11 protein-coding genes are annotated in these 11,400 nt (G+C 73.4%); 7 read left to right on the top strand and 4 right to left on the bottom strand.

Annotation, left to right across the window (positions count from 1 at the left end):
• Positions 1–73: 73 nt before the first annotated feature.
• The 3 genes from GD632_RS11940 to ptsP are packed head-to-tail and all read right to left on the bottom strand — an operon-like array spanning position 74 to position 3,059.
• Positions 74–964 (bottom strand): acyl-CoA thioesterase, encoded by an 891-nt coding sequence (locus GD632_RS11940; protein ID WP_226924834.1) that lies wholly within the window; start codon positions 962–964, stop codon positions 74–76.
• A gap of 2 nt (positions 965–966) precedes the next feature.
• Positions 967–1,365 (bottom strand): globin, encoded by a 399-nt coding sequence (locus GD632_RS11935; RefSeq protein WP_152192439.1) that lies wholly within the window; start codon positions 1,363–1,365, stop codon positions 967–969.
• On the bottom strand, positions 1,362–3,059 hold the full coding sequence (ptsP, locus tag GD632_RS11930) for a phosphoenolpyruvate--protein phosphotransferase (protein ID WP_226924833.1): 1,698 nt from the start codon (positions 3,057–3,059) through the stop codon (positions 1,362–1,364). The genes GD632_RS11935 and ptsP overlap by 4 nt, the downstream gene beginning before the upstream one ends.
• 233 nt (positions 3,060–3,292) lie before the next feature.
• Here ptsP and malQ point away from each other — a divergent pair, with 233 nt between their 5' ends.
• The gene (malQ, locus tag GD632_RS11925) at positions 3,293–5,470 is read left to right on the top strand and encodes a 4-alpha-glucanotransferase (RefSeq protein ID WP_152192437.1); all 2,178 of its coding nucleotides are present in this window, start codon (positions 3,293–3,295) and stop codon (positions 5,468–5,470) included.
• Positions 5,471–5,698: 228 nt separating this feature from the next.
• A complete protein-coding gene (locus GD632_RS11920) occupies positions 5,699–7,012 on the top strand; it encodes a ScyD/ScyE family protein (protein ID WP_193311461.1) in 1,314 nt (437 codons plus the stop codon).
• Positions 7,013–7,132: 120 nt separating this feature from the next.
• Here the strand turns inward: GD632_RS11920 and GD632_RS11915 are convergent, their stop codons facing one another.
• Positions 7,133–8,548 (bottom strand): PTS transporter subunit EIIC, encoded by a 1,416-nt coding sequence (locus tag GD632_RS11915; protein WP_226924832.1) that lies wholly within the window; start codon positions 8,546–8,548, stop codon positions 7,133–7,135.
• 210 nt (positions 8,549–8,758) lie between these two features.
• Here GD632_RS11915 and GD632_RS11910 point away from each other — a divergent pair, with 210 nt between their 5' ends.
• The 5 genes from GD632_RS11910 (at position 8,759) to GD632_RS11890 (ending at position 11,237) form a co-directional block, all read left to right on the top strand.
• Complete coding sequence (locus tag GD632_RS11910; RefSeq protein ID WP_152192435.1) at positions 8,759–9,526, top strand: GntR family transcriptional regulator; 768 nt, start codon at positions 8,759–8,761, stop codon at positions 9,524–9,526.
• Positions 9,523–9,774, top strand: a complete 252-nt coding sequence (locus GD632_RS11905) for a glucose PTS transporter subunit EIIB (RefSeq protein WP_152192434.1) — start codon at positions 9,523–9,525, stop codon at positions 9,772–9,774. Before GD632_RS11910 ends, GD632_RS11905 begins: the two co-directional genes overlap by 4 nt.
• A gap of 100 nt (positions 9,775–9,874) precedes the next feature.
• A complete protein-coding gene (locus GD632_RS11900) occupies positions 9,875–10,105 on the top strand; it encodes a PTS glucose/sucrose transporter subunit IIB (RefSeq protein ID WP_152192433.1) in 231 nt (76 codons plus the stop codon).
• Positions 10,102–10,560, top strand: coding sequence for a PTS sugar transporter subunit IIA (locus GD632_RS11895; RefSeq protein ID WP_152192432.1), 459 nt, complete (start codon positions 10,102–10,104; stop codon positions 10,558–10,560). Before GD632_RS11900 ends, GD632_RS11895 begins: the two co-directional genes overlap by 4 nt.
• Positions 10,551–11,237 (top strand): HAD family hydrolase, encoded by a 687-nt coding sequence (locus GD632_RS11890; RefSeq protein ID WP_152192431.1) that lies wholly within the window; start codon positions 10,551–10,553, stop codon positions 11,235–11,237. The genes GD632_RS11895 and GD632_RS11890 overlap by 10 nt, the downstream gene beginning before the upstream one ends.
• Positions 11,238–11,400 lie beyond the last annotated feature (163 nt).

Below are 11,400 nucleotides of genomic sequence, written 5' to 3'. Positions count from 1 at the left end.
CCCAGGCTGGTGACCACGAGGGACGTGCTCAGCCCGCCCCACCGCGAGTGACGCCGTCATGCTACGACCGGCGTCAAGACCCGGCAGGGACCCGGATCATGCCTTCCTGGGCAAGGGTGGCGACGAGCTCACCGGCGCGGTTGTAGACCTTCCCGATGCCCAGCCCGCGCCCGCCCTGCGCGCTCGGGGCGTCCTGGACGTAGAGCAGCCACTCGTCGACCCGCACGTCGCGGTGCCACCACATGGCGTGGTCCAGGCTCGCGACCGACAGGCCGGGGGAGGTCCACACGAGCTCGTGGCGCCGCAGCACCGGCTCGAGCATCACCTGGTCGCAGGCGTAGGCGAGCAGCGCCCGGTGGGTCAGCTGGTCGGCCTCCACCCGGCCACGGGAGCGCATCCACAGCGCCTGCCGGCTCAGCGGGGAACGGCCGCGCGGCACGTAGATCGAGCCCTCGACGTGACGGATGTCGAAGGCCCCGGTGCGGGCGTAGAACTTCGCGGCCGGGTGGTCGTAGCGGGAGAAGAGGTCCGCCGAGCTCTCCAGGCCCTCGGGGCCGGGCACCTCGGGCGGCTCCTCGGCGTGGTCGAGGCCCGGCTGCTTCTCCTGGAAGGAGGTGATCATCGAGAGGATCGGCTCGCCGTCCTGGATCGCGTGGGTGCGGCGGGCGCTGAAGGAGCCGCCGTCGCGCATGCGCTCGACCTCGAAGGTGATCGGCCGGTCGAGCTTGCCCGGGCGCAGGAAGTAGCCGTGCACGGAGTGGGGCAGCCGCTCCGCGGGCAGCCCGGCGTCGGCGACCGTCTCGGCGGCCGCGATGAGGGACTGTGCGAGCACCTGACCGCCGTAGACGCGACCGCTCAGGTGCTCCAGGGAGGTGCCCGTGCAGCTGTCGTGCCCGGTCCGCTCCAGGCGCAGGAGCTCCAGGACCGAGGTCAGCGCCTCGCTCCGCTCATCGGCGTCGGCCACGGTCACGGCTCCTCCATCGTGTTGACGAGCGAGAACGCGGCCCGCTCGAGGTAGGTCCACAGCATCGTCTCGAGGTCCTCGGGCAGGCCGAGCTCGTCGACGCCCGCGCGCATGTGCTGGAGCCAGCGGTCCCGGGCCAGCGGGCCGACGCGGTAGGCGGCGTGCCGCATCCGCAGCCGCGGGTGGCCGCGGGTCTCGGAGTACGTCGTCGGGCCACCCCAGTACTGCTCGAGGAACATCGTCAGGCGCTCGACGGCGCCCTCGACGTCGTCCTCCGGGTACATCGGGGCGAGGACGTCGTCGGTGCGCACGCCCTCGTAGAAGCGGCGGACGAGGCGCTCGAAGGTCGCCCGGCCGCCGAGCGCCTGGTACGCGGTGACCTCGTCGGGGCTCGCCGTCACAGGCCGAGCTCGTCGAGGACGGGCAGCTGGCCGCGCACGAGGGCGCGGGCCTGCTCGGCGGACTCCGCTCCGAGCGCGAGCTGGGCGAGCTCCTGGCAGCGCTGCAGGGACGTGGCCGCGAGCACGGCGGCGACGTCCGGCAGGGAGCGCGGAGACATCGACAGGGAGGACACGCCCAGGCCGACGAGGACGACGGCGGTGGCCGGGTCCGCGGCCGCCTCGCCGCACACACCCACCGGCCGGCTCTGCTGGGCGCCGCCGCGGCACGTCTCCTCGATCATCCGGAGCACGGCCGGGTGGAAGGCGTCGGAGAGGGAGGCGAGCGAGCCGAGGAGGCGGTCGGCGGCCATCGTGTACTGGGTGAGGTCGTTGGTGCCGATCGACGCGAAGGCGGCCCGGGCGAGGATGGGCCCGGACATGAGGGCCGCGCTGGGCACCTCGACCATGACGCCCGCGGTGGTCAGCCCGTGCTTGGCACAGGCGGCGACGAACTCCTCGGTCTCGTCCACGGTGGCGACCATCGGCGCCATCACCCACACGTCGGCGCTCTCGGCGGCCGCCGCCTCGGCGATGGCGGTCAGCTGGTTGTCCAGGATCCGGGGGTTGCGCCAGGAGGTCCGCAGGCCGCGCACGCCGAGGGCCGGGTTCGGCTCGGCGGTGTCGGTGAGGAAGGGCATCGGCTTGTCCGCGCCGGCGTCGAGCGTGCGCACGACGACCTTCTTGCCGGGGAAGGCGGCCAGCACGGTGCGGTAGGCCTTGACCTGCTCGGCGACGGTGGGCTCCTCGGCGCGGTCGAGGAAGCAGAACTCGGTGCGGAACAGGCCCACGCCCTCGGCGCCGGCGGCGGCGGCCTTGGCGGCGCCGGCGGGCTCCCCGACGTTGGCGAGCAGGTTGACCCGGTGGCCGTCGCTGGTACGGCCCTCGCCGTCGAAGGTGCGCACGTGGGAGGCGAGCGCCTCGGCGGCGGCGACGTCCTCCGCGCTGGGGTCCAGGACGGCGGTGCCGGCGGCTCCGTCGACGAGGACGGTGCGGCCCTCCTCGAGGACCTCCAGGGCGTCCGGCGCCCCGACGACGGCAGGGATGCCGAGCGAGCGGGCGAGGATCGCGGTGTGCGAGGTCGGTCCGCCCTCGGCGGTGACGATCGCGCGGACCTTGCTCGGGTCGAGCAGCGCGGTGTCGGCCGGGGCGAGGTCGAGGGCGACGAGGACGAAGGGGTCATCGAGCTGCGGGATGCCCGGCATCGGCACACCGAGGAGGCTCGCCACGACGCGGTCGCGCACGTCACGCACGTCCCGTGCCCGCTCGGCCATGTACCCGCCGAGGGCGCTGAGCTGCTCGGCGACGGCGTCGGCGGCCTCCCACACGGCCAGCGCGGGCGTCTTGCCCTCCTCGCGGACCTTCGCCTGGGCGGACTGGACGAGCGTGGGGTCGGCGGCCATCTGGGCGGTGGTCGCGAGGATCTCCGCGGCCTCGCCCTCGGCGCTCTCCGCTGCGGTGCTCAGCCCCTCGGCGACCGTCGCCGCGTGCTCGGCCACGGAGGCGGCGGACGCCTCGACGTCGTCGCCTGCGGCGAGCCGTTCGTGCGGGGAGGGAGCGGGGACGGCACCGGCGAGCTGGGCTACCGGGCCCGCGGCCCGACCGGGGCTGACGCCGATGCCGCGGACGTTGGTGCGGCGTGCGTGCTCAGTGCTCAAGTGGGTGCTCCCGTCACGTGGTGCCATGCTGTGCCTATTGTGCGCCCTGACCAGCGCTGCTCGTGTCGGTCCGGCGAGTCGGGGGCCCCTCGTGGCGCCGCCCTGCGGTCACCCGCGCCGGGCCGCTGCCCGTCGACCCTATCGTCCGGCGGGCCCGAGCAGGCACCGCCCGCTCGCGCCGGGGCCGGGCAGGTCTGGCAAGATCACGCGGAGACCTGGGTGCTGAGGCAGCCATGACCGCGAGCCGAGGAGCGACAGAGCACGTGAACACCACATCGCCGTCCGAGCAGGACGCCGGGCTCCCGAGCGAGGCCCTCCAGCGACTGGCAGCGGCGTACGGGGTGGCGACGGACTTCTGGGACTACACCGGCAACCACCGGACCGTCCCCGCCAGCACGATCCGGGCGGTCCTGGCGGCGCTGGGCGTCGCCGTCGAGAGCGAGGACGACGTCGAGGAGGCGCTCGTCGCCGTCGAGCTCGCGCCGTGGCGCTCGGTGCTGCCGCCCAGCCTCGTCGTGCGGCAGGGCAGCGCGGAGCAGGTGCCGGTGCACCTGCCCCACGGCAGCACGGTGACGGTCCACGTGGCCCTCGAGGACGGCGGCGAACGGGTGCTCGAGCAGCTGCCCGTGTGGGTGGACCCCCGCGACGTCGACGGCGTGCGCACCGGCCGTGCGACCTTCGGCGTGCCGGCCGACCTGCCGCTGGGCTGGCACGAGCTCGTCGCCGTCGTCGAGGGGCAGGAGCCGGTCCGGTGCACCCTGGCGGTGACCCCGGACGTGCTCGGCGTCCCCACCGACGTCCCCGAGCGCGCCTGGGGCCTCATGGCCCAGCTGTACTCCGTGCGCTCGCGCACGTCCTGGGGCGTCGGTGACCTCGCCGACCTCGCCGAGCTCGGCAGCTTCTTCGGGCAGCAGGGGGCCGACTTCCTCCTCATCAACCCGCTCCACGCCGCCGAGCCGGTCGGCCCGATGACGCCCTCGCCGTACCTGCCGGTCACCCGCCGGTTCCACAACCCGCTCTACATCCGTCCCGAGGACATCCGGGAGTGCGCCTACCTGCCGGGGCCGCAGCGTGCCCTGGTGGAGTGGGCCGCCGAGGAGGTCCGCGCCGCGGCCACCGACCCGAGCCCCATCGACCGCGACGCCGCGTGGGCGGCCAAGCGCCAGGCCCTCGAGGTCATTCACAAGGCGGGTCGCTCCCCGGCGCGCCAGCGTCAGCTCGACGCCTTCCGCGCCGAGGAGGGGCAGGGGCTGGAGGACTTCGCGCTGTGGTGCGCGCTCAGCGAGAAGTACGAGGGGCAGCAGTGGCCCGCCGAGCTCGACGACGTCTCCTCGCCGGCCGTGTACCGCGCCCGCGTGGAGCTCGCGGACCGCGTCGACTACTACGTGTGGCTCCAGTGGGTGGCCGACACCCAGCTCGACACCGCCCAGCGCGCCGCCCGCGAGGCGGGCATGGCGATGGGCATCATGCACGACCTCGCCGTCGGGGTGCACCCGAGCGGCGCGGACGCGTGGAGCATGGGCGACGTCCTGGCCCGCGGTATCGGCGTCGGGGCCCCGCCGGACATGTACAACCAGCAGGGGCAGAACTGGTCCCAGCCGCCCATGCGGCCCGACGCGCTCGCGCGGTCCGGCTACGCGCCCTTCCGCGACATGCTCCGCACCGTGCTCCGGCACGCCGGCGCGCTGCGCATGGACCACATCCTCGGACTGTTCCGCCTGTGGTGGATCCCCGACGGCCACGGCGCCGACGAGGGCTGCTACGTGCGTTACGACCACGAGGCGATGGTCGGCGTGCTGCTTCTCGAGGCGCAGCGCGTGGGCGCCGTCGTCATCGGTGAGGACCTCGGTACCGTCGAGCCGTGGGTGCGCGACTACCTCGCGTCCCGCGGCGTCCTCGGCACCTCCGTGCTGTGGTTCGAGAAGGACGACGACGGCGGACCGCTGCGTCCGGAGGAGTACCGCGAGCTCGTGCTCGCCACCGTCAACACCCACGACCTGCCGCCGACGGCGGGCTACCTCGCCGAGGAGCACGTCGACCTGCGCGAGCGCCTCGGCCTGCTCACCGACCCCGTGCCCGTCGTCCGTGCCGAGGCGCGGCGCGAGCGGGAGAAGATGGTCGCCCGGCTGCGGGAGTACGGGCTGCTGCCCGACAGCCCTACCGAGCGTCAGCTCGTCGAGGCGCTGCACGCCTACGTCGCCCGCACGCCGTCGCGGCTCGTGGGCGTCGCGCTCGTCGACGCCGTGGGGGAGCGGCGCGCCCAGAACCAGCCGGGGACAGACACCCAGTACCCGAACTGGAAGCTGCCGCTGGCGGACGGCTCGGAGAAGGTGGTCCTCGTCGAGGACCTGTCCGACATCGCCCGCCTGCGCTCCCTCGTCGCCGTCGTGGAGGAGTCCCTCCGCGACTGACGCCCCCTGTCCGGAGGGTGGTGCGTGGTCCGCAACGAGCGCGGCGGGTGAGCCGGGCCGCGCCCGTCCGCCGGCGCGACGCGGCACCTCCCCGACCGGGACCGTTGACCAGCGCCGGGGAGCGGCGTACGTTGACGGGCACCGCAGGCCGCGTTGACGCGAGCCCCCTGTCCTCCAGACCCGAACCCGGCCCGCCAGCCCGGGTCGACCGGCGGTAGGAGGTGTCCTGTGCGCAGAACTCGACTCCTGGTCGCCGGCTCGACGGCGGCACTGCTCCTCGTCCCCCTGCTCGGTGTCACCACGAGCACGGCGGACTCCGCCCGCTACGGCGGTGGACACGGCCACGGTCATGGGCACGGCCACGGCTACGAGATCGACGACCTCCGGACCGTCGCGTCCGGTCTCGACAACCCGCGCGGCCTGGTCGCCGGCCGCGACGGCGTCCTCTACGTCGCGCTGTCCGGGCGAGGGCACGACGCCGCGACGGCCGGGATGACGGCCGAGGAGGCCGCCGCCCTCGGCCTGCCCTGCTTCCCGGGCCCGGAGGGCCTGACATGTCTCGGCGACACCGGCGCCATCGGCCGGCTCGACACACACCGCCGGCATCGGCACGGCCACCCGGTCACACGCTTCCGCACGGTGGTCGACGGGCTCCCGTCGCTCGCCTCCCCGGGCGGCGGCAACGCGATCGGGGTCACCGACGTCTCGCTCGACCGCCGCGGTCGGCTGTTCGCGACGGTCGGGCTCGGCGGCGACCCGGCCCTGCGGGAGACCGTCCTGGCGGACGCCGACGGTGCCGAGCAGCTCGCCACGCTCAATCGGGTCGACCTGCGGCGCGGCACGCTCCGCGAGGTCGCCGACCTCGGCGACTTCGAGGCCGAGGAGAACCCCGCGGGCGGGACGGTCGACACGAACCCGTACGCCCTGGTGTCGGGCCGGCGCGGTCACGTGGTCGCCGACGCGGGTGCCAACGCGCTGCTCAAGGTCCGCAGGGACGGCTCGGTCGAGGCCGAGTACGTCTTCCCGGACGAGCTCGTCACCGTGCCGCCACCGGCCGGTGGGGACGGCGCCGCGCAGGCGCCGGCGCAGGCGGTGCCGAACGCCGTCGTGCGCGGGCCGGACGGCGCCTACTACATCGGTCAGCTGACCGGCGCGCCGTTCGGTGAGGGCGCCGCAACGGTCTGGCGCTGGGTGCCCGGCAGGGACCCCGAGGTCTACGCCGATGGCTTCACCCACATCATCGACCTCGCGTTCACCGACGACGGCGACCTGCTCGTCCTGCAGATCACCCGCCGCTCGCTCCTCTACGCGTTCACGGAGGGCGACTGGACCGGCGCCCTCTACCTCGTCCCGGAGGACGACCCGGACGAGAAGCACGAGCTGTTCGTCGACGACGCAGGCGAGCCGCTCACCGACGAGGCCGGCGGCCCGCTGCTCTTCGCACCCGGCGGCCTGGCCGTCGACCGGGACACGGTGTACCTGTCGAACAAGAGCGTCCTGGCCGGGGCCGGTGAGATTCTGCGGTTCGAGATCGACGACTGAGCACAGCCCCGGTCCCACCCGGGCGGTGTGACCCGGAGCGGAACGCGTGAGGGCCCGGCACCTCGCGGTGCCGGGCCCTCACGTCATGCCCGCAGGACTGCTCTGCGGGCGCGGTGGGTGCTAGCGCTTGCGGCCCTCGCCCGCGGCCTCCTCCTCGGCGGCGCGCTTGCCGGTGGAGACGGCGGCGGCCTCCTGCGCCTCGTCGAAGACCGACGGGGTGGGCACGCCGTCCACGGTGTCGTCCTCGCGACCGGGGGTCTTGAGGTTGAACTTCGTGATGGCGAAGCGGAAGAGGAAGTAGTAGATGACCGCGTAGATCAGACCGAAGACGATGATCATCAGCGGCTGCTCGGCGATGCGGAAGTTGAGCAGGAAGTCGATCGCACCCGCCGAGAAGCCGAAGCCGCTGCGGTACTCGAGCAAGTTCATCAGGGCCAGCGAGCTACCGGTGAGCAGCGCGTGCACGACGTACAGCGGGAAGGCGACGTAGGCGAAGGCGAACTCGAGCGGCTCGGTGATGCCGGTGAGGAAGGCCGTGAAGGCGACCGACACCATGATGCCGCCGGTGATCTTGCGGCGGGCCGGCTTGGCGGTGTGCCAGATGGCGAGCGCCGCGGCCGGGAGGGCGAACATCATGATCGGGAAGAAGCCGGTCATGAAGACGCCGGCGGTCGGGTCGCCGTTGAGGAACCGGGCGATGTCGCCGTTGACGACCTCGCCGCTGGCGGTCTCGAACGAGCCGAACTGGAACCACGGCAGGTTGTTGAGCAGGTGGTGCAGCCCGAAGGGGATGAGCAGGCGGTTGACCGTACCGAAGACGAAGCCGCCGAGCACCGAGTTGCCCGGGTCGGTCACCCAGTTGCCGAAACCGGTGATGACGGTGTCGAAGACCGGGTAGATGAAGGCGAGGACCACGCCGAGGACGATGGCCGTGACCGCCGTGATGATCGGGACGAAGCGGCGCCCGCCGAAGAACGCGAGGTACGTGGGCAGCTTGATCCGGTAGTACTTCTGGTAGAGCACCGCGGCGATGATGCCGATGATGATGCCGCCGAGGACCCCGTAGTTGATGGTGTGCGTGAGGATCGGCTCCCCGCTGTCCGCGGCGACCGTCCCGCTGTCCGCCTCCACACCGAAGGTCCCGCCCCAGGGCGCGGTCATCGGGGCGATGGCGCCGAGGACCCGCGTGAGGACGAGGTAGCCGATGACGGCGGCCAGGGCCGTCGAGCCGTCGGACTTGCGGGCGAAGCCGACGGCGACACCGACGGCGAACAGGAGGGGCAGGTTGGCGAACAGCGCGTCACCGGCCGCACCGATGACGGCGGCGACGGGCTCCATCCACCCCATGCCCGACCAACCGGCCACGCCGTCGGCGCCGAGCATGTCAGGCTGGCCGAGGCGCAGCAGGAGCGCGGCGGCCGGCAGGGAGGCGATGGGCAGCATGAGGGAACGGCCCACACGCTGAAGCTGGGCGAAGCCGGGGATCGGCTTCTTTTCCTTCTTGGCCGGGGCCGCGCCGGCGGTGGCTGCTGTCACGTCAGGCTCCTCGTCGAGGGCAACGGTGGAGGACCGTCGCGTGGTGGTCCGGCCCGGAGGTACCGGCCGGGCAGGCTGGTGTGAACGTCCCGTGCAGGATGTCTGGACCAGTTGCGCATACTAGACCGCCATATGATCGTGCGTGTCAAGCATCACCCGGGCGTGGCCGCGGGTGCATCGGTCACGGTTCGGTGACGGGAGGGTGGAGCATTGAAGTACCTCACCGTCCGCGACCATCTGCGGGCCCTCATCGACGACGGGCTGGGTGTCGGTCAGGCGATCCCCTCCGAGCGTGAGCTGTGCGAGCAGTTCGGGGTGTCGCGCATGACGGTGCGCCAGGCGGTCGACGCGCTGGTCGTCGAGGGGCTCCTCGAGCGGGTCCAGGGCCGGGGCACCTTCGTCGCCCAGCCGAAGGTCGACCTCCAGCTGCGGCTCGTGTCCTTCCCGGAGGAGATGCGCCGGCGCGGCATGGAGCCCTCGCTGCGGGTGCTGGCCGCCGAGAGCGTGCCCGCGCCGCCGCACATCGCCGACGCGCTCGACCTCCCTCCCGGCGCGGAGGTCCACTACCTGCGGCGCCTGCGGCTGGCCGACGGGCTGCCGATGGCGGTGGAGGAGAACTGGGTCCCCGCCATGCTCGCCCCCGAGCTGCTCGGGACCGAACCCGCACCCAGCGTCTACGACGCACTGACCGCCCGCGGCCTCGCGCCCACGTGGGGCGAGGACGTCATCGAGGCGGTCCTCCTCGAGGCGGAGGTCGCCGGGCACCTGGGCCTGACCGAGGCGACGGCGGGCCTGCAGATCCGCCGTCGGACCTTCAGCGGCGACCTCGCCGTCGACTACGCCGTCTCGATCTACCGCGCCGACCGCTACACCCTCTGGGTGCCGGTCAGCGCCCCCGGACCGACACTCGTCCCCTCCCGCCGCCCTCTCGAGGCGACGGCGAGCGGGCACTCCCCACGTGAGGAAGGACTGGCGTGAAGGACATCCACGCGATCCTCGCCGGACTCGGCGGCGTCGAGAACATCCGCGAGATCGAGCCCTGCGTCACGCGGCTGCGTGTCGAGGTCGAGGACCCGGGGCAGGTCGACGCCGCCGCGCTGCGCGCCGCGGGGGCCCACGGCTCGGTCCAGCGCGGCAACGTCGTCCAGGTCGTCGTCGGGCCCGAGCTCGACGCGCTGCTCGGTGAGCTGAGCGAGGAGACGTGGAGGCGCGCCGACGACGCGTAGGCCCGTCACGCCGAGCACGTCTGGACCAGTTAAGGTTTCGGTACGAGACGGCGCCGTCCGTCACCGACCAGCGGCCGCGGCCGTGGATGAGGAGCAGAACATGAGCAAGGCAGAGTCCATCCTCGCGGCCCTCGGCGGCGACGGGAACATCGTCGACCTCGAGGCGTGCATCACCCGTATCCGTGTCGAGGTCGAGGACTCGAGCAAGGTCGACGAGGCCGCGCTGCGTGCGGCGGGCGCCTTCGGCGTCGTCCAGCAGGGCACGGCCGTGCAGGTCGTCGTGGGCCCCGAGGCGGACAACATCGTCGAGGACATCGAGGACCTTCGGTGAGCCTGCGGGTCCTCGCGCCCGTCGACGGCACCGTCGTCGCGATGACCGACGTCCCCGACCCCGTCTTCGCGGGGGCGATCGTGGGTCCGGGCATCGCGATCGAGCCCGACGGCGAGGGTGAGGTCCACGTCGTCGCGCCCGTCGACGGCACCGTGGCCAAGCTCCACCCGCACGCCTTCGTCCTCGTGACCGAGCAGGGTCGCGGGGTGCTCGTCCACCTCGGTCTGGACACCGTCCAGCTCGAGGGGGAGGGCTTCACGCTCCACGCCCAGGAGAAGGACACGGTGACCGCGGGCCAGCGGCTGGTCAGCTGGAACCCGGCCGAGGTCAGGGCCGGTGGGCGCTCGCCCGTCAGCCCCGTCGTCGCCCTCGAGGGCAAGCAGGAGTCGCTCACGCTCGCCGTCGAGCCGGGGGCCCAGGTCGCCGCCGGCGACGAGCTCTTCGCGTGGGAGTGACCCCCACCCACGAGCTACGGTTCCGGGCCGGCGCGTTCCTGCGCCGGCCCGGGGCCGCCGTGCTCCTCGACCTCGACGGCACGCTCGTCGACTCCGAGCCCATGCAGCGGGCCGCCTTCGCCGCCTACTTCGCCTCCCGCGGCTGGGAGGTGCCCGACGCCGTCGTGCGGCAGTTCATGGGCCGGCGCGGCCGGGAGTCCTTCGCGGCGATCGAGGGACCGTGGGCCGGGGAGGACCCCGTCGCCCTCACCGACGCGGTCATCGCGATGACCGACCCCCTCACGCACCCGCCCGTCGCCGTCGCGGGCGCGGCCGAGGCCATCCGGGACTGGCGTGAGCAGGGCCTGCCCGTGTCGCTCGTGACGTCCGCGTTCCGCAGCTGGGCCGAAGAGGCGCTCGAGCTGCTCGGCGTCGCCGATCTCGGTGTGCGGCTCGTCACCGCGGAGGACACCCCGGTGGGCAAGCCGGCGCCGGACCCGTTCCTCCTCGGGGCGCAGCGGCTGGGCGTGGACCCGGCCGACTGTCTCGCCGCCGAGGACTCCGTGGCCGGCCTCGCCTCCGTGCGTGCCGCCGGGGTCGGGCTCGCGATCGGCGTGACGACCAGCCTCGACGCCGAGACGCTCACCGAGGCCGGCGCCGACGCCGTCGTCCCCGACCTCACGGTCCTGGCCCCCTGACCGTCCCCTCCGCGCCGACAGTCGACTTCCCGCCGACAGCCGACTTTCCGCCGACAGCCGAGTTCCCGCCGACAGCCGAGTTCCCGCCGACAGCCGACTTCCCGCCGACAGTTGAGTTACCGACCGCTGGGTGCGCGTCGGTAACTCGACTGTCGGCGCGGGG

It is taken from the genome of Georgenia satyanarayanai (genome assembly GCF_009193135.1).
Classification (GTDB): domain Bacteria; phylum Actinomycetota; class Actinomycetes; order Actinomycetales; family Actinomycetaceae; genus Oceanitalea; species Oceanitalea satyanarayanai.
Note: the sequence above shows the minus strand (reverse complement) of the source record. Positions and strands in the feature narration are given on the sequence as shown.

Coding starts and splice junctions, on each gene's coding strand:
- malQ (WP_152192437.1), top strand. CDS start 3,293: ATGACCGCGAGCCGAGGAGCGACAGAGCACGTGAACACCACATCGCCG.
- GD632_RS11900 (WP_152192433.1), top strand. CDS start 9,875: ATGAGCAAGGCAGAGTCCATCCTCGCGGCCCTCGGCGGCGACGGGAAC.